Origin of the sequence: Algibacter sp. (assembly GCF_049667265.1) — a bacterium.
In the GTDB taxonomy this organism is placed as follows: domain Bacteria; phylum Bacteroidota; class Bacteroidia; order Flavobacteriales; family Flavobacteriaceae; genus Algibacter_B.
In genome coordinates, this window is sequence record NZ_JBATHX010000190.1 from 1 (window position 1) to 16,778 (window position 16,778).

A 16,778-nucleotide genomic window follows, 5' to 3' on the forward strand; every position below is an offset into this window, starting at 1 on the left:
ACATCACATTCAAAAAGTTATTGGATTTTTTGCTGCAATGCGTCAGTTTTCAGAAGATTTAAAAACAAAAAATCATAATGTTATTTATCTAAAAATAAATGATGAAAACAATAAGCAAAGTTTAACCAAGAATCTTTCATTTTTAATTCAAGAAAATAACATTGAAAAGTTTGAATACCTTTTTCCTGATGAATATAGGCTCGACAAACAACTCAACGATTTCTGTAGCGAATTAAGTATTAAGTCTGAAGTATATTCCACAGAACATTTTTTAACGAAACGCAGCGATTTAAAAAATTTCTTTGAAGGCAAAAAACAGTATCTCATGGAAAATTTTTACCGAGATATGCGTAAAAAACATGATATCCTGATAGTTGCGAACCAACCTGAGGGCGGCAAATGGAATTACGATAAAAGCAACAGAAACAAATGGAAAGGCGATGTTGACATTCCCAAATACAAATTATTTAAAAATGATGTTTCTGAAATAATAGAAGACTTAGGGGAAACGGATATTAATACCATTGGACACTTTAAAACTAAAACATTCCCCTATCCTATTACCAGAGCGCAAGCTTTAGAACAACTAAAATATTTTTGTGAAACGCTTTTAATTCATTTTGGAGACTACCAAGATGCGATGCATACTGATGAGGATTATTTATTCCATTCGCGATTATCATTCGCCATGAATTTAAAGCTTATTTCTGCTAAAGACGTGGTGTCTACTGTTATTAATTATTACAGAAAAGTTGGTGACACCATTCATATTTCTCAAGTAGAAGGTTTTATTAGGCAGGTTATTGGATGGCGCGAGTATATGCGAGGTATGTATTGGGCGTTTATGCCAGAGTACAACCAAGAAAACAAGTTAGACAACCACAATAAACTTGCTGATTTTTTCTGGACTGGTAATACTAAAATGAATTGTTTAAAACACGCTATTACAAACGCTTTAGACAATGGTTATTCGCACCATATCCAGCGATTAATGATTACCGGTAATTATGCGCTTTTAACACAAACGCACCCAGACGACGTTGATAATTGGTATTTAGGTATTTATGTAGATGCCATAGAATGGGTACAACTCACTAATACTCGAGGTATGAGCCAGTTTGCTGATGGTGGTAAAATAGCAACAAAACCCTATGTATCATCAGGTTCATACATTAATAAAATGAGTAATTATTGTACAGATTGCCATTACAACAAAAACAAAAAGCTAGAAGCAGATGCATGTCCGTTCAATAGTTTGTATTGGCATTTCTTAGATGAAAAACGAGCGCAATTAGGAACCAATTTTAGAATGGGCATGATGTATAGTTTATTAGATAAAATGAACCCCTCTGAATTACAAAAAATAAAAGAAAAAGCACAACATATAATAGCGCATCAAAATGAATACTAAACCCCAAATACACGTAGTTTGGTTAAAACGCGATTTACGTTTATACGATAATGAAGCCATTTTTAATGCTTTGAAAACTGGAAAACGCGTTTTAATACTTTATAGTTTTGAACCTATTTTATTAAACAATTCCCACTATAGTAAGCGTCATTGGGATTTTATTAAAGAATCTTTAAAAGATTTAAATACAGCTTTAGCGCCATTCAATTCAAAAGTTTTAATAGTACAATCTAATATTATTGCTGTATTTAATCAACTCCTAAGCAACTATAAAATATCTGATATTTTTTCACATCAAGAAACTGGTATTTTAGTAACTTTTGAAAGAGATAAGAATTTCATACGATTTTGCAAAAACAACTTAATATCATGGCACGAAAACATAAATAATGGAGTTAGAAGAGGAATAGAAAACAGAGAAAACTGGGATGAATTATGTAATGCCTTTTATGAAATCGAGCCACTCCCATTTAATCCTGACAGTAATCAATTATTGACCATTAAAGAGATTGAGACACTAGAAGCATATTTTAAACTACCAAATTTACAAACAGATAACCACTCTCCTTTTCAAAAAGGAGGGCGCACCATGGGACTTAAGTACTTAAAATCTTTTTTTAAAGAAAGGTATCCAAATTATATATTAAATATTTCAAAACCAGAATTGGCAAGAAGTAGTTGTAGTAGAATTTCTCCTTATATCGCATGGGGAAACCTATCGGTTAGAGAAGTGTATCATGAAGCTTTTCACTTAAAAAACACATCAAAACACAAAAAAGCACTCGAAGCATTTATGTCGCGTTTGCGTTGGCAAGCACATTTTATTCAAAAGTTTGAAATGGAACATACCATGGAAGAAGCCAGTATTAACAAAGGTTTTCATAAACTAAAAAAAAGCGTATCCAAAACATATCAAGAAGCTTGGAAAATTGGACAAACAGGTTACCCACTTGTTGATGCTTGCATGCGTTGTTTAAATGAAACAGGATATTTAAATTTCAGAATGCGTGCCTTAGTCGTTTCATTTTTTACACACAACCTATGGCAACCATGGCAAGAGGCAACTACTCATTTATCGCAAATGTTTTTAGATTTTGAGCCTGGAATTCACTTTCCGCAATTGCAAATGCAAGCAGGAGAAACAGGAGTAAATATGCTCAGAATTTATAACCCAATAAAAAATAGTCTAGAATACGACCCAGAAGCAACATTCATTAAAAAGTGGGTTCCCGAATTGCGTGCACTAGATACACCTTTCGCACACCAACCATATTTCATGACAGAAATGGAACAGCAATTCTACAACTTTAAACTTGGTATAGACTACCCTAATCCAATTGTAGATTTAGATAAATCTAGAAAAAAAGCTGGTGAGTCCTTATGGCAGTTTAGAAAAAATAAAAAGGTAATTGAAGAAAACAAGAGGATACTAAAAAAACACACACTAAATCACAGATCTTCAAACTTATAAGGGTTTAATTATCAATTATCTATGCCAAGCAATAAGTTTTATCAATGGAACAATATGATTTTTTGTTTAACTTATTTTATAATTAGTTAAACATTTTGTATATTTGGATTATAAAGTAGTAATATGATCCTAGATTCAACATATCACAATAAAGAGGACAAGCAAATTTTAGAAGATTTGGTTGGGCGTTCCTTTACGCTTTTAGAATCGATAAAAATGAGAGGTATTGGGTCTAAACGCATGATAATAGATGAAGTGAGTCCGAATCTTCAATCTTTTATGAATATTATTTCAGATGTTAATTATGCAAATTTAGAACTTCGAAAAAACGGCATTTTAATTTTTATAAATAAAGGTCTTAAAAATTTCACTTGGGCAATTCCCTACTATCAGTTAGTGGTATATAAAACCAATGGTGCTAGTATTCATGCTCAAGGTCGATTTATTCATTTTAGAAACAACAAAACGTTTAAAGAAAACAAACGCTTTTTTGAAAAAATGTTAGATGAGAAGATTAAATACGACGAACAATATAACTTTCAAGCTTTATGAGTCTATCCATCATACAAACAGACAGAATTATAGAAATGGCTTGGGAAGATAGAACCACTTTTGATGCCATTAAATTTCAATTTGGTTTAAAAGAGCAAGAAGTTATTGAACTCATGCGTAAAGAATTAAAGCTTAGCAGTTTTAAACTTTGGCGTAAACGAGTTCAGGGACGACAAACAAAACATGAAAAATTAAGAGTTTTTGATAAAGGAAGATTTAAATGTAGCAGACAAAAACAAATTACCCATAATAAAATTTCAAAACGTTAACGTGCTTTGATTAATTATCATAATTAATACAGCACATAAAAAAGAGGATATGAAAACAGACACATTAGAAAAAAAGACAAACGGACAAAAATTAAACGGCTTCTCGTTTGAAGATATTGGAGACGACCACCTTTCAACAGGTTTGGAAACACCCATGAAAAAGGATGCTTTCAAACTAAGCGATTCGGAAAAAAAAGAACGTATTGCCATTTTATTCGAAGAAATCATGGATGTTATGGGACTAGATATAAATGATGACTCCTTACAAGGCACTCCTGAACGTGTTGCAAAAATGTATATTGATGAGATATTTTCTGGTTTGAATCCTGCTAACAAACCTAATATTGCTCTATTTGAAAATAAATACAAGTACAATCAAATGTTGGTGGAAAAGAATATTACATTTTATTCTAATTGCGAGCATCATTTTGTACCAATTATAGGTAAAGCACATGTTGCATATATATCCTCTGGAAAAGTTATAGGGTTATCTAAACTAAATAGAATTGTTCAATATTTTGCTAAACGCCCGCAAGTACAAGAGCGTTTAACCAATCAAATAGCAAACGAATTAAAATCAATTTTAGAAACCGAAGATGTTGCGGTTATTATTGATGCCAAACATTTATGTGTGTCTTCAAGAGGGATTAAAGATGATACATCTTCTACAGTTACAGCTTTTTATGGAGGTAGATTTAATACTTCAGAGAAAATTACAGAACTACAGAATTATATAAATAATTAGAATTATGGAATTAATAGACAAAGCATTAGAATTTGAACAAAGAAAAATGAGATCATTATCAACCAGCGATCGTGTAAAGCTTTCGAGAGAAGCAAAAGCTCTAATCTTAGATTTAAATCAGATTTATAAAATAAAAAAAGATGAGAAAATCATGGATATTATGAAACGCTTAACCGCTATAAAAAGAAAAGTAGAAAAGCGCCTAAAAGGCAGAATGTAAATTGCTATATCTAAAATATCTGCAAAATATTCTGCAAATATTAAAATTTACCTAATAATTCATTATAAAAAGAGTTAATCTGCCATAATTTACTATATTGGCAAAATTGGTATATAAATTTTACCAATTAATTTAGATTAAAGATTAAATAAGAATTATGGAGATTATTGATAAAGCTTTAGAATTTGAGCAGCGTAGGCACACTTTTAAAACAACAAGTGAGCGCATTGAATCGTCTAGAGAAGTAAAAGACTTAATATTAAGTTTAAACGACATTTATAAGAAAGACAAAGACCCAGAGATTATGGATCTTATGAAACGTTTAACCGTTATTAAACAAAAAATTGAAAAAAGGCTAAAGGGCAGGCCATAACAAACAAAATGCCCTGAAACCTATGAAAACAATAATAATTGTTGGTGGAAGTAAGGGTATTGGTAAAGCTTTAGTTGAAAAGCTTTTAGCCAATTGCAATGTTATAAACATTAGCAGAAGTATTCCTGAAATATCGCATAAAAACCTGACTCACCATACCTGCGATATTACTCAAAATGATTTACCGGAAATTAAAGCAGCAGACGGTCTAGTTTATTGCCCTGGTAGTATCAATTTAAAACCCATTTCTAGATTAAGTATTGACGATTTTAAAAACGATTTTGAAATCAACGTGCTCGGTGCCGTTAAGGCGATTCAAAAATATCTTCCTATTTTAAAAAATGGAACCAACCCTTCTATGGTACTTTTTAGTACGGTAGCAGCAAAATTAGGCATGCCATATCATGCAAGTATCGCTGTATCAAAATCTGGTATTGAAGGTTTAGTAAAATCCTTAGGAGCCGAATTAGCACCTTCCATTAGGGTTAATGCCATCGCGCCAACCGTAACAGATACAGAACTATCTTCAAAATTATTACGAAACGAAAAGATGATTGAAAATATCACAGATCGCCATCCGCTTAAAAAGTTTTTATCGCCAAATGAAGTTGCAGATATGGCAGCCTTTCTGTTATCAGATAGTTGCGCTTCTATTTCGGGTCAGATTTTCGAAATGGATTGCGGGATTGTAAGCTTTAAAATATAACCTATGAATCCACTAAAAGCATTTTTAGCTACCATAAGTTTAAAAAAAAATCATGTGAAAATGAAGGTCGATTCGGTTTACGACATAAAAATTAATGCTTTAAATGGCAAACCCATTGAGTTATCGCAATTTAAAGGAAAACATATACTATTTGTAAATGTAGCCTCGAAATGTGGATTTACACCGCAGTATAAAGACTTACAAGAGTTATATAATCAATATCAAGACAAAATTCAAATAATTGGCGTACCGTGTAACCAATTTGGCGGTCAAGAACCAGGAAATGCTGAAACAATTACGTCGTTTTGCGAAATGAATTACGGTGTAACATTCTTAATCACAGAAAAAATTGATGTCAAAGGAAAAAATCAACATCCATTGTATACTTGGCTAACCCAAAGCATTAACAACGGCGTAAAAAGTTCAACTGTAAAATGGAATTTCCAAAAATACTTAGTTGATAAAAACGGAAAGCTTGTTGATTATTATATGTCAACTACAAGTCCGTTGAGTTCAAAAATCACAAAACACTTAAAACAATAAAATGATGTTCGGGTTATTTAAAAAGAAATCGAAAATAGAAAAACTAGAGGAAAAGTTTAAAAAATTAATGAAAGAATGGCATGATTTGTCATCCATAAACAGGTCTGCTAGCGACGAAAAATATGCAGAAGCACAACTTATTGCCGAACAGTTAAACAAACTAAAAAATGAAGCTGCTTAAGTACCTTATTGTTTTTTTAGTTATAAATTTTGGGGCTTTGGCAATTGGCAGTTGGCTGATGAATAATGGCCCACAAACAGATTGGTACATAAATTTAAATCAAGCACCTTGGACACCTCCAGGTTGGGTTTTTGGAGTAGCTTGGACCACTATAATGATTTGTTTTGCCATCTACATGGCCTATTTATACAAGTTAATTCCAACTACCAAAATTATTGCATTATTTACAATACAATTTATTTTAAACGTTATTTGGAATTACATTTTTTTTAATCAACATCTTGTTGGTGCTGGCTTTACAGTCATTCTATTATTAACATTCGTTGTTGCTACGTTTACATTCTCTTTTAAAGAAGAAATGGCCTTAAAAACCCTACTTATACTACCCTATTTAATCTGGCTCTTTATTGCTACTTCATTAAATGGATACATACTATTGAATAATTAAATCAACCAATGAAAATATACAGACTACATAAAAAACAAAACTTACCAATTACCATTGACCAGGCCTGGGATTTTTTGTCAGACCCAAGAAACTTAAAAACCATTACACCTGATTATATGGGTTTTGAAATTTTATCTGGTGCTGACAGACCTATGTTTGCAGGTCAAATAATTCAATACATAGTAACCCCCGTTTTAGGTATAAAAACCAAATGGGTTACTGAAATTACACACGCCGTAGACAAACATTATTTTGTAGATGAGCAACGATTTGGCCCTTACGCCTTATGGCACCATAAGCATTTTATAAAGGAAATTGATGGCGGTGTTGAAATGGAAGATATTATAGATTACAAAGTACCTTTTGGTTTACTTGGACAATTAGCTCATCCGATTGTTGTGAAACCTAAATTAGAAGAGATTTTTAACTACAGAACTAAAAAATTAGAAGCTCTTTTTGGAGTTTATAAATAATATTTAATTTTCGCTTTCGCGGAAATAAATTTGAGTTTTTGAATGAAGCAAACAGTAAATATTTTTTGGTTTCGACGCGATTTAAGATTAGATGATAATGTTGGTCTCTATGAGGCTTTAAGCAGTAATAATCCTGTATTACCCATTTTTATTTTTGACGAAGACATACTTGAAAGGTTACCAGAAAATGATGCACGAGTAACTTTTATTCATGAAATCTTGCAGCAAATAAATAATAAATTAAAAACCGATTTTGGTTCAAGTTTAGCATTTTTTCATGGAAAACCTATTGAAGTTTTTAAAAATTTAGTCAAAAATTATACAATAGAATCCGTTTTTACCAATCGCGATTATGAGCCTTATGCAAAAACTCGCGATGAAGAAATTAATAGGTTTTTAACTGAAAACAATATTCAATTCCAAACTTTTAAAGACCAAGTCATTTTTGAAAAAGATGATGTTACAAAAAGTGATGGCAAACCCTATTTGGTTTATACGCCATACATGAAACGTTGGAAAGAAACATTTTGGAATCTACATTTTGATTTTCACCCTTCTGAAAAGTTACTTGATAATTTAATGCCTGGTATGGATTTACCTAATTTAAGTCTATCAGATATTGGTTTCGTTAAATCTAGCCAAGAAATCACACCTTATACAGTAACTCCAACTTTAATTCAAGAATACGAAGCCACAAGAAATTTCCCTGCTAAAGACAGCACCTCAAAATTAGGCCCTCACTTACGTTTTGGAACGGTAAGCGTGCGCAGAATGGTGGAAAAAGCTATTGCAGAAGAAAATGAAATATTTTGGCAGGAACTAATTTGGCGCGAATTTTTTATGCAAATTCTTTGGCATTTCCCACATACGAAAGATTCAAGTTTTAAACCTAAATACGATCGCATTGAATGGCGAAATAATGAAACAGAATTTAAAGCGTGGTGCGAAGGTAAAACAGGCTATCCGTTGGTAGATGCAGGTATGCGCCAACTTAACGAAACTGGTTTTATGCACAACCGCGTAAGGATGTTAGTAGGTAGTTTTTTATGTAAACATTTATTAATTGATTGGCGTTGGGGCGAAGCTTATTTTGCCGAAAAATTACATGATTACGACATGGCAAGTAATGTTGGCAATTGGCAATGGGTTGCTGGTTGCGGTGTTGATGCTGCCCCATACTTCAGGATTTTTAATCCTACTACGCAAATACAGAAATTCGATAAAAACTTAAACTACATTAAACAATGGGTTCCAAATTTTCAAGAACTCACTTATCCAAAGCCCATTGTAGATCATAAATTTGCTAGAGAACGGTGTTTGGATACTTATAAGGCAGCCTTAAATTAGTCTAAATGCTCTCGTGATTATATCAAAAAAAATAACTAATTTAGTATAATTAGTTTTTCTAAAACTTGAGTTTTACTTTAAAAATTAAAATCACGAAAATTTTCCCTTCTATTATTTATGTGTTTTATACACACGTAATAAATAAACAAAGAAATTAATATATGAATACTTATTTATTAATCCATGGAGCATGGCATGGGGCATGGTGTTGGGATAAAGTTATTCCAATTCTTGAAAAACAAGGACATAAAGTTATTGCGCCTGATTTACCAGGACATGGAAAGGATAAAATCCCTGTTAAAGAAGTGTCTTTAAAAGCTTATACAGATTATATTTGCGAAATAATAGATTCCTTGGAGGAACAAGTAATTCTAGTTGGCCATAGTATGGGAGGTTTAATTATGAGCCAAGTTGCAGAATATAGATCAAATAAAATAGAAAAGTTGGTTTATATCGCGGCTTTTGTTTTAAAAAATGAGGAATCGATTTTACCCTTCATAAGGAAAGATGCAGAATCATTATTAATTCACAATATTGAATTCAGTAAAGATATGAGCAGTATACGGTTAAATGAAAATGAGATTAAAAATGTTTTTTATGGAGATTGTTCTGATGAAGATATTTCACGAGCAAAATCCCTTGTCTCACCACAATCTTTTGCTCCAATAAAAGCAAGACTAAATATTACTAATGAGAAATTTGAAAGGGTTCCAAAAATATATATCGAATGCTTGAGAGATAAAGCAATTTCAATCACCATGCAAAGGAAAATGTATGCTGAATTTAGCTGGCAAAAAGTGCTTTCAATGGATAGTAGTCATTCCCCATTCTTCTCATCACCTAAAGCGCTTGTTTCAAAAATAACTATGGTGTTTTAAAAAAATACACTTTTCATCTTTTATCATATGTCTGTAAAAAACCAATTTTCCTTTAATGCCAAAAATTACGAGAATTATAGCTTTATTCAGAAAAAGGTTGCAGAAAATCTAATAAATAAAACCACCTCAAAGCCAGGTTCTATTCTTGATTTAGGGTGTGGCACCGGTAGTTTGTATAATTCAATTAACTGGCCAGTTGATGATTTTTATGCCGTAGATTTTTCTAAAGAAATGTTGCAAATCCACGCTCGTAATAAAGGTGTGAAATGCATTGTTGGCGATTTTAATGATTCTATGTTATTTGATAAACTCCGCCAATATAAAATAAACCGAATTTTTTCCTCATCATCTTTACAATGGGCTAAAAATCTTGATGCAACTTTTAAACACATTAAGAATCTTGATGCCCCGATTTCATTTGCCATTTTTACTGCAAATACTTTTAAAACAGTATTTGAAACAGCAAAAATACCTCCGCTTTTACGAACTACAGAGGAAGTAACATCACTTGCTAACAAGTATTTTAATGCACACTATGAAACCATAAACTATAAGCTTTCATTTATTTCCACATTGGACATGTTTCGTTATATAAAGAAAAGCGGTGTCAGCGGTGCACGTAATATTCTTGATTATAAAAACATGAAGGATTTGATAAAAAATTATCCAATAGATTATCTTGAATTTGAGGTGTTGTTCATAACCGAATAATGCTATATGTCATTTCCATAAAAAGAACATATTTAATAATAAACAGAAGATTTACATGAAGAAAACAAATCCTAAAATTTTAGTTTTTGGCACCGGCGGTCATGCAAAATCGGTGATTAGAATTATTGAAGCAGAGGGCAAATGGGACATTTTCGGTTTGCTCGCTGATCCAGGGTTGCAGAAAGAAGATATTGATATTCTAGGTTATAAAATTGTAGGATATAGAAATGATATATCTCATTTGCAAGAGGCCAAAATCATGAGTTGTTTTGTCGCTATTGGTGACAACCAGCTTCGAGCAAAAATTACTGAAGACTTAATATCTAAAGGTTTTAAAATAGCAACCATTGCACATCCTGCTGCAAACGTTATGAACAATTCACCTATAGGGCATGGCACCATGATTCATGCACAGGCTGTTATTGGTGCAGATAGCAAAATTGGTAAAGGCACTATAATTAGTGCTTTAACATGTATTGGTCACGATAGTAATATTGGCGATTACTGTCACATAACTCCAGGAGTATTATTAGGAGGCAATGTCACCATTGGGGATTTTTCTTTTTTGGGTCTTGGTTCGGCTGTACTTCCTGGTGTTAAAATAGGTAAAAATGTTCAGGTTGCTGCAAATTCAGTTGTGAATAAAGACCAAGAAGATAATGTTATTGTAGCAGGGAACCCTGCAAGAGTTATTAAGAGAACTTGGTCTAAATAATGCCCATACAACCATTTGCATTTAAAAAACATAACATTTAATTAAGATTTAAGTATTTATTTTTTTGGTACTTTTATAAATCACCAAAACAAACTAAAATTATGAATACAAAAGAAGTAGCAAATAAGTGGGTGCAAATGTGTCGTGAGGGCAAAAACATGGAATGCATTGAAGAGCTTTACGGCGAAAATGTAACGAGTAAAGAAATGCCTGGTGTGCCTTATGGCGAAGTGGTTACAGGTAAACAAAACGTTTGGAAAAAGAGCAAACAATGGTTAGATAATGTTGTAGAATTTCATGGTGGAGAAATCTCTGAACCTCTAGTAGCCGATAACCATTTTACGGCTAAAATGAGTTTTGATGTTACATTTAAAGACCGCGGAAGACAGCAAATGGAAGAAGTTTGTGTGTTTGAGGTTAACGATGGTAAAATTGTTAACGAGCAGTTTTTTTATACTATGTAATTCATTTTTTTTAACGAAATAATACATAACCTCAATGCTTTATTGGGGTTTTTGCTTTTAATAGCATTAAGGATTTGGGAATGACAAAAATCACAATTTCTAAAATCTAAATTTCATACTTTTAAATTTCTAAATTTTTATAAAATATAATTCAAGATTATGACAGACATACAAATTGCTAAAACTATAACCCTTGCTCCCATTACTAAAATTGCTGAGAAATTTGGAGTTGATAAAGAAAGCATTGAAATGTATGGAAAATACAAAGCCAAAATACCTTTAAGCTGTATTGATAAAAACAAGGCAGATAAGAGTCATCTTATTTTGGTTTCCGCTATTTCTCCCACGCCAGCAGGGGAAGGGAAAACTACCATGTCTATTGGCCTATCTGAAGGCCTAAATCGGTTAAATAAAAAGACAACGGTGGTTTTAAGAGAACCTTCATTAGGTCCTGTTTTCGGGATTAAAGGAGGTGCTACTGGTGGTGGCTATTCGCAAGTACTCCCTATGGAAGATATTAATTTACACTTTACTGGTGATTTTGCTGCCATTGAAAAATCGCATAATTTACTTTCTGCCATAATTGATAACAACATTCAAAGTAAAACAAACTCGTTACATATCGACCCTAGAACCATAAGTTGGAAACGTGTGGTAGATATTAATGATAGAGCGTTAAGGCGTATTATTGTTGGCTTAGGTGGCACAACATCTGGTGTTCCTAGGGAAACTGGATTTGATATTACCGCTGCTTCTGAAATTATGGCTATACTTTGTTTAGCTGAAAATTTAATGGATTTAAAAGAGCGATTAGGTAATATTTTTATTGGATATACTTTTGATAAAAAACCAATTTATGCGCGAGATTTAAAAGCTCAGGGCGCTATGACTGCACTTTTAAAGGACGCCATAAAACCAAATTTAGTTCAAACTATAGAAGGAAATCCAGCCATAATTCATGGTGGTCCTTTTGCTAATATTGCTCAAGGCACAAACTCAGTAATTGCCACATTAATGGGCATGACCTATTCTGAATTTACAGTAACCGAAGCTGGATTTGGTTTTGATTTGGGTGCTGAGAAATTTTTTGATATTAAATGTCAAAGTGCCGATTTAAAACCCAAAGCTGTGGTGCTTACTACCACCATTAGAGCCTTAAAATATCATGGAGGAGCTGATTTAAAATCACTTACTGTACCAAATTTAGAAGCCTTAAAAAAAGGAATTCCTAATTTAGAAAAACATCTTGAAAACATTGGAAAGTTTCAGGTAACGCCAATAATAGCCATAAACAAATTTGCTTCTGATAGTGATGCTGAAATTGAATTAATTATGAATTATGCGGAATCTAAAGGTATTAAAGTTGCTTTAGCTGATGTTTGGGCTAAAGGTGGTGAAGGTGCATTAGAATTAGCTAAACAAGTTATTGAGGTTGTTGAAGAAAACAAATCCAACTTTAAACCTTTGTATAGGTGGAGCTCAAGTATTAAAGAAAAAATCGAAACCATTGCCACCGAAATTTATGGTGCTGAACATGTTGATTACACCTCTAAGGCAAAGGCTCAACTAATCAGAATAGCTGATTTAGGATTAGAGCATTTGCCCGTTTGTATTGCTAAAACTCAAAAATCATTATCAGACAACCCAAAATTATTAGGACGCCCAAAAGACTTTATAATTACCGTTAGAGAAATTGAAATTGCATCGGGTGCAGGGTTTTTAATTCCTATTACTGGAGATATTATGCGAATGCCTGGGCTTCCTGCTCATCCTTCGTCTGAAGGCATAGATATTGATGAAAATGGCGAGATTACTGGATTATTTTAATTATATTTTCCTGAGTAGTTAAAATTGTATAATGATATGAAAAAAAATAATTCAGTTGAAGAATACATTGAAGAACACCAAAACTTTAGTAAAGCATTGGGCATTCTTAGAGACATTATAAATTCTACAGAAGTAGAAGAAACAGTTAAATGGAACGCACCTGTTTATAGCGTAAACGGTAAAAACGTTTTGGGCTTAGGTGCTTTTAAAAACCATTTTGGTATTTGGTTTTTTAACGGCGTTTTCTTGAAAGATGAACAAAACTTACTAGTTAATGCACAAGAAAGTAAAACGAAGGCCTTAAGGCAAATGCGTTTTGAATCCATAAAGGATATTGATAAAAACCTTGTTTTAAAGTATGTTAAAGAAGCTATTGAAAATCAAAAGTTGGGTAAAGAAATTAAACCCGATCGCAGTAAAAAAGAAATCATATTACCTAATGAGCTTAAAGCAATATTAGACTCCAATAAAGTGTTACAAATAGCTTTTAAAAACTTATCGCCATCCAAGCAACGTGAATATTGTGAGTATATTGACACAGCCAAAAGAGATGCTACCAAACAAACAAGACTGGAAAAAATCACACCTATGATTTTGCAAGGTACTGGTTTACACGATAAATATAAAAACTGTTAAACAAAAAAAAAGCTTCCAAATTGGAAGCTTTTCCACCATAAAAAAAACCTAACCAACTACATTTATTTTTAATTTATATTAAAAAATTTTCAAGTTAAAATTGAAATTTTACAGCTTGTTTGAACCACCTAAGCAAGTAATTCTTTCTGTAGATTCCAAAATACTTGATTGAGTAGATAATTTTAAATCTTCAAACTCTCTCATTTTACTAAATTTACTTTTATCAATTTTATTATGTGTTAAATACAATTCAAAATCAGATATAAAAACCAGCGTTTTAAGTTTATTATCAAGTTGAATTCTTTCCAGATTTAATTCTTGCTTACGTTTAGATTCAATAAACTTTCTTTTTTCAGAAAAACTCATTTTATTTAAATCAAGAGAGAGTTTTAATTTTCTATTATTCCATTCTCCTTTAAAATAATCACTAAAACTAATTTTCGTATTATAAAAATCAGTCTTATTATTTGCTGGATTATCGACTATACTTTTCTCTTGAAAGGTGTACAAAACCCCAATATTGATAACAAAAAAAGCTATAAAAAACATGAATAAATACATAATTAATAAGTTTTAATAAATGATTGTTTCAATTATAAGACAATTAAAACCTCATTTACCCTATTATAAATTATGATTTAATGCAGAATTTATTCTTAATACAACTATAATATTTTAAATATCATCAACTTTTTTTGGTTGTTAAATTAATGTATTAAAATTATTTACTATATAAATTCAAAATAAACGACATAAGAAATTTAGGTTATGATTTACAAATATATAGACACAAAAAAAGCCTCCAAATTGGAAGCTTTTTTACAATCTATTTTAAAGTAAAACTACTTTACTGCCACAGGAGCATTAAGTTTAGAACTCAATTCCATAGAAATTGCAGATCTATCAAACTTAAGCTTTCCAGCCATAGTTTCAATAACACAACTGTTGTCTTTATCATTTAAGTCAGCAATTTTACCATGTAATCCACTTTTAGTAATTACCTTATCGCCACGTTTTAATTCGGCTGCAAATTTCTTTTCTTTTTTTGCACGTTTCATTTGCGGTGCAATCATAAAGAAATACACAACTACAAACATTAAAATAAATGGCAAAAATTGCCCAATACCTTCTCCCATAATTAATTTATTTAGCTTTTAGCTGGTACAACTTTGTTAGGATCTGGTTTTACAAATGCCGTAATTTTCACCACTTCAGCACCTTTTTCAGTATTAGCAGTAACCGTTATAGTTTTAGTAATTTTATTAGCACCGCTTCCGTTAAATTTAACAGAAAACTCACCAGAATCACCAGGTAATAAAGGCTCTCTACTCCAGTTTTGAGGCACCGTACATCCACAAGAACTTTTAATATCTGTAATAACTAAAGGCGCGTCACCTGTATTAGTATACTTAAAAGTAGTTTCTACAGCAGCCTTAGCTTCAATTTCACCAAAATCGTGATCCGTTTTATCAAACTCAATTACTGGAAATTTAGATGAAACAGCATCTCTTTCTGCAGCAACAGCAACATTAGCATCGTCAATTTTTTGAGCAGCATTCTCTTTACAAGAAGTAAATGCTAATAAGCATATGGCGCTAAGTCCTAATATTATTTTTTTCATAATAGTTCTTTTTTTAATTTAAAGTTGAGCAAAAATAGTAATTATTTAATCGATTAAAAAAAAATGTATTCTTCTTAACAATAATTAACAATTAATAATAGCACTTACATTAAGCCTCTTCCTACTTTTTTAAGTTCCCCAGCAGCTTCATACTCTTTAACAAGCTTATCTAAAATACCATTTATAAAAACACTACTCTTTGGTGTAGAATACTCTTTTGATATTTCTAAATACTCGTTAATAGTCACTTTTACAGGTATTGAAGGAAAGTTTTTCAACTCACAAATCCCCATTTGAAGCAAAACAAAATCAACTGTGGCAATACGCTCCGAATCCCAGTTTTTTGTTTTATTATCAATCTCAACATTTATATCGGTGGCATTTAAAAGTGTTTTCTTAAATAAATCGATAGCAAATTGTTTGTCATCAACATCCTTATAAAGTTTCGGTGTAAAATAATTTTCAACCGATGTTTCTTTTACCTTTCTAAGTAGCTTTAAAATTGTAGTATTCACCGTTGGAAGATCATCTAACCAAGTCAGGTTTTTGTCTTCCATGTAATCATAAAGCTTTTCGTTTGGAGCTATAATATCTTTAAAAATATCCACTATAAAAACTTTGTCTTCTTTAAAATCAGACACTCTAGTTTTCATGTATTCTTTATATAAATCGCTAGAAATGATATCTTTAAAAATAATATCTACATATTCACCGTCCAATTCCCAATTGGTGATTTTGTTGACTTCAAATTGATTTTTTAAGAGAAGATTCTCCTTTAAAAGTTTTAAAACCTGATTGTTAACAAACTTTCTATTTGGGTCCTTATCCTCTTTAGTGGCAAGATGCTTTTTTTGTTTCTTTTGTAAGTCGATTTCAGCCCTTTTTTGAACCTCAATTAATAGCGAAATTAATAACAAATACAAGTTGTACATATTATCAATACTATAAAGCAAGAATTTCTGATCTTTACTAAAATCGTCACTCTCACTACCTTTAAAAGCATACATGGTTTGCATTACTTTTACACGTATATGTCTTCTATTTAGCATCATTACAAAGAACTTTATTAAAAATATGAATTAGGTATCATTGTTTTTAGTGGCGCAAAAATAACACTATAATTTAGTTCCTAATAATAAAATTTAAAGTTATTTGGGCGTTACGCCTCCTAAGGTCGTCGTCGGGCT

23 protein-coding genes are annotated in these 16,778 nt (G+C 31.7%); 19 read left to right on the forward strand and 4 right to left on the reverse strand.

Annotated elements, in window-relative coordinates:
• From WBN21_RS07130 to WBN21_RS07220, 19 genes are all read left to right on the forward strand, one after another.
• The coding region (locus WBN21_RS07130) for a cryptochrome/photolyase family protein (protein WP_424198818.1) at positions 1-1,411 on the forward strand (1,411 nt) is incomplete at its 5' end.
• Positions 1,401-2,882 (forward strand): deoxyribodipyrimidine photo-lyase/cryptochrome family protein, encoded by a 1,482-nt coding sequence (locus WBN21_RS07135; protein ID WP_424198820.1) that lies wholly within the window; start codon positions 1,401-1,403, stop codon positions 2,880-2,882. The genes WBN21_RS07130 and WBN21_RS07135, both read left to right, overlap by 11 nt.
• Positions 2,883-3,005: 123 nt before the next feature.
• On the forward strand, positions 3,006-3,434 hold the full coding sequence (locus WBN21_RS07140) for a hypothetical protein (RefSeq protein ID WP_424198822.1): 429 nt from the start codon (positions 3,006-3,008) through the stop codon (positions 3,432-3,434).
• Positions 3,431-3,703 (forward strand): TIGR03643 family protein, encoded by a 273-nt coding sequence (locus tag WBN21_RS07145; protein WP_424198823.1) that lies wholly within the window; start codon positions 3,431-3,433, stop codon positions 3,701-3,703. Before WBN21_RS07140 ends, WBN21_RS07145 begins: the two co-directional genes overlap by 4 nt.
• Before the next feature lie 49 nt (positions 3,704-3,752).
• A complete protein-coding gene (folE, locus tag WBN21_RS07150; RefSeq protein ID WP_424198825.1) occupies positions 3,753-4,448 on the forward strand; it encodes a GTP cyclohydrolase I FolE in 696 nt (231 codons plus the stop codon).
• Between the two features lie 4 nt (positions 4,449-4,452).
• Positions 4,453-4,668, forward strand: coding sequence for a hypothetical protein (locus WBN21_RS07155; RefSeq protein ID WP_424198827.1), 216 nt, complete (start codon positions 4,453-4,455; stop codon positions 4,666-4,668).
• Between the two features lie 157 nt (positions 4,669-4,825).
• Entirely contained in the window at positions 4,826-5,041 is a 216-nt protein-coding gene (locus WBN21_RS07160) for a hypothetical protein (protein WP_424198829.1), read from the forward strand.
• A 22-nt stretch (positions 5,042-5,063) separates the two neighbouring features.
• Positions 5,064-5,747, forward strand: a complete 684-nt coding sequence (locus tag WBN21_RS07165; protein ID WP_424198830.1) for an SDR family NAD(P)-dependent oxidoreductase — start codon at positions 5,064-5,066, stop codon at positions 5,745-5,747.
• Positions 5,748-5,750: 3 nt separating this feature from the next.
• Positions 5,751-6,290 carry a glutathione peroxidase gene (locus WBN21_RS07170; RefSeq protein WP_424198832.1) on the forward strand — a complete coding sequence of 180 codons (540 nt, stop codon included), beginning with the start codon at positions 5,751-5,753 and terminating at the stop codon, positions 6,288-6,290.
• A gap of 1 nt (position 6,291) precedes the next feature.
• Positions 6,292-6,471, forward strand: coding sequence for a Lacal_2735 family protein (locus WBN21_RS07175; RefSeq protein ID WP_424198834.1), 180 nt, complete (start codon positions 6,292-6,294; stop codon positions 6,469-6,471).
• Entirely contained in the window at positions 6,458-6,919 is a 462-nt protein-coding gene (locus WBN21_RS07180) for a TspO/MBR family protein (RefSeq protein ID WP_424198836.1), read from the forward strand. The genes WBN21_RS07175 and WBN21_RS07180 overlap by 14 nt, the downstream gene beginning before the upstream one ends.
• A gap of 8 nt (positions 6,920-6,927) precedes the next feature.
• Positions 6,928-7,392: an SRPBCC family protein gene (locus tag WBN21_RS07185; protein ID WP_424198838.1), complete on the forward strand. Its 465-nt coding sequence runs from the start codon at positions 6,928-6,930 to the stop codon at positions 7,390-7,392.
• Positions 7,393-7,434: 42 nt separating this feature from the next.
• Positions 7,435-8,739 carry a cryptochrome/photolyase family protein gene (locus tag WBN21_RS07190; protein ID WP_424198840.1) on the forward strand — a complete coding sequence of 435 codons (1,305 nt, stop codon included), beginning with the start codon at positions 7,435-7,437 and terminating at the stop codon, positions 8,737-8,739.
• A gap of 161 nt (positions 8,740-8,900) precedes the next feature.
• A complete protein-coding gene (locus tag WBN21_RS07195) occupies positions 8,901-9,617 on the forward strand; it encodes an alpha/beta hydrolase (RefSeq protein WP_424198842.1) in 717 nt (238 codons plus the stop codon).
• A 27-nt stretch (positions 9,618-9,644) separates the two neighbouring features.
• Positions 9,645-10,328 (forward strand): methyltransferase domain-containing protein, encoded by a 684-nt coding sequence (locus tag WBN21_RS07200; RefSeq protein WP_424198844.1) that lies wholly within the window; start codon positions 9,645-9,647, stop codon positions 10,326-10,328.
• Between the two features lie 55 nt (positions 10,329-10,383).
• Positions 10,384-11,043 (forward strand): acetyltransferase, encoded by a 660-nt coding sequence (locus WBN21_RS07205; protein ID WP_424198846.1) that lies wholly within the window; start codon positions 10,384-10,386, stop codon positions 11,041-11,043.
• Between the two features lie 101 nt (positions 11,044-11,144).
• The gene (locus tag WBN21_RS07210; protein WP_424198848.1) at positions 11,145-11,507 is read left to right on the forward strand and encodes a SnoaL-like domain-containing protein; all 363 of its coding nucleotides are present in this window, start codon (positions 11,145-11,147) and stop codon (positions 11,505-11,507) included.
• Positions 11,508-11,666: 159 nt separating this feature from the next.
• Entirely contained in the window at positions 11,667-13,334 is a 1,668-nt protein-coding gene (locus WBN21_RS07215) for a formate--tetrahydrofolate ligase (RefSeq protein WP_424198849.1), read from the forward strand.
• A gap of 36 nt (positions 13,335-13,370) precedes the next feature.
• On the forward strand, positions 13,371-13,970 hold the full coding sequence (locus WBN21_RS07220) for a YdeI/OmpD-associated family protein (RefSeq protein WP_424198851.1): 600 nt from the start codon (positions 13,371-13,373) through the stop codon (positions 13,968-13,970).
• A gap of 108 nt (positions 13,971-14,078) precedes the next feature.
• On the opposite strand, the gene WBN21_RS07225 is transcribed toward WBN21_RS07220, so the two are convergent.
• The 4 genes from WBN21_RS07225 to nusB form a co-directional block, all read right to left on the reverse strand.
• Positions 14,079-14,531 (reverse strand): hypothetical protein, encoded by a 453-nt coding sequence (locus tag WBN21_RS07225; protein ID WP_424198853.1) that lies wholly within the window; start codon positions 14,529-14,531, stop codon positions 14,079-14,081.
• 281 nt (positions 14,532-14,812) lie between these two features.
• Complete coding sequence (yajC, locus tag WBN21_RS07230) at positions 14,813-15,106, reverse strand: preprotein translocase subunit YajC (RefSeq protein ID WP_424198855.1); 294 nt, start codon at positions 15,104-15,106, stop codon at positions 14,813-14,815.
• An 11-nt stretch (positions 15,107-15,117) separates the two neighbouring features.
• Positions 15,118-15,591 (reverse strand): DUF1573 domain-containing protein, encoded by a 474-nt coding sequence (locus WBN21_RS07235; RefSeq protein ID WP_424198857.1) that lies wholly within the window; start codon positions 15,589-15,591, stop codon positions 15,118-15,120.
• Between the two features lie 104 nt (positions 15,592-15,695).
• Positions 15,696-16,643 carry a transcription antitermination factor NusB gene (gene nusB / locus WBN21_RS07240; protein ID WP_424198859.1) on the reverse strand — a complete coding sequence of 316 codons (948 nt, stop codon included), beginning with the start codon at positions 16,641-16,643 and terminating at the stop codon, positions 15,696-15,698.
• Between the last annotated feature and the right edge of the window lie 135 nt (positions 16,644-16,778).

Excerpts from the sequence above, each read along its gene's own strand:
- WBN21_RS07135 (WP_424198820.1), top strand. The coding sequence starts at position 1,401 with ATGAATACTAAACCCCAAATACACGTAGTTTGGTTAAAACGCGATTTA.
- WBN21_RS07140 (WP_424198822.1), top strand. The coding sequence starts at position 3,006 with ATGATCCTAGATTCAACATATCACAATAAAGAGGACAAGCAAATTTTA.
- WBN21_RS07145 (WP_424198823.1), top strand. The coding sequence starts at position 3,431 with ATGAGTCTATCCATCATACAAACAGACAGAATTATAGAAATGGCTTGG.
- folE (WP_424198825.1), top strand. The coding sequence starts at position 3,753 with ATGAAAACAGACACATTAGAAAAAAAGACAAACGGACAAAAATTAAAC.
- WBN21_RS07155 (WP_424198827.1), top strand. The coding sequence starts at position 4,453 with ATGGAATTAATAGACAAAGCATTAGAATTTGAACAAAGAAAAATGAGA.
- WBN21_RS07160 (WP_424198829.1), top strand. The coding sequence starts at position 4,826 with ATGGAGATTATTGATAAAGCTTTAGAATTTGAGCAGCGTAGGCACACT.
- WBN21_RS07165 (WP_424198830.1), top strand. The coding sequence starts at position 5,064 with ATGAAAACAATAATAATTGTTGGTGGAAGTAAGGGTATTGGTAAAGCT.
- WBN21_RS07170 (WP_424198832.1), top strand. The coding sequence starts at position 5,751 with ATGAATCCACTAAAAGCATTTTTAGCTACCATAAGTTTAAAAAAAAAT.
- WBN21_RS07175 (WP_424198834.1), top strand. The coding sequence starts at position 6,292 with ATGATGTTCGGGTTATTTAAAAAGAAATCGAAAATAGAAAAACTAGAG.
- WBN21_RS07180 (WP_424198836.1), top strand. The coding sequence starts at position 6,458 with ATGAAGCTGCTTAAGTACCTTATTGTTTTTTTAGTTATAAATTTTGGG.
- WBN21_RS07185 (WP_424198838.1), top strand. The coding sequence starts at position 6,928 with ATGAAAATATACAGACTACATAAAAAACAAAACTTACCAATTACCATT.
- WBN21_RS07190 (WP_424198840.1), top strand. The coding sequence starts at position 7,435 with ATGAAGCAAACAGTAAATATTTTTTGGTTTCGACGCGATTTAAGATTA.
- WBN21_RS07195 (WP_424198842.1), top strand. The coding sequence starts at position 8,901 with ATGAATACTTATTTATTAATCCATGGAGCATGGCATGGGGCATGGTGT.
- WBN21_RS07200 (WP_424198844.1), top strand. The coding sequence starts at position 9,645 with ATGTCTGTAAAAAACCAATTTTCCTTTAATGCCAAAAATTACGAGAAT.
- WBN21_RS07205 (WP_424198846.1), top strand. The coding sequence starts at position 10,384 with ATGAAGAAAACAAATCCTAAAATTTTAGTTTTTGGCACCGGCGGTCAT.
- WBN21_RS07210 (WP_424198848.1), top strand. The coding sequence starts at position 11,145 with ATGAATACAAAAGAAGTAGCAAATAAGTGGGTGCAAATGTGTCGTGAG.
- WBN21_RS07215 (WP_424198849.1), top strand. The coding sequence starts at position 11,667 with ATGACAGACATACAAATTGCTAAAACTATAACCCTTGCTCCCATTACT.
- WBN21_RS07220 (WP_424198851.1), top strand. The coding sequence starts at position 13,371 with ATGAAAAAAAATAATTCAGTTGAAGAATACATTGAAGAACACCAAAAC.
- WBN21_RS07225 (WP_424198853.1), bottom strand. The coding sequence starts at position 14,531 with ATGTATTTATTCATGTTTTTTATAGCTTTTTTTGTTATCAATATTGGG.
- yajC (WP_424198855.1), bottom strand. The coding sequence starts at position 15,106 with ATGGGAGAAGGTATTGGGCAATTTTTGCCATTTATTTTAATGTTTGTA.
- WBN21_RS07235 (WP_424198857.1), bottom strand. The coding sequence starts at position 15,591 with ATGAAAAAAATAATATTAGGACTTAGCGCCATATGCTTATTAGCATTT.
- nusB (WP_424198859.1), bottom strand. The coding sequence starts at position 16,643 with ATGATGCTAAATAGAAGACATATACGTGTAAAAGTAATGCAAACCATG.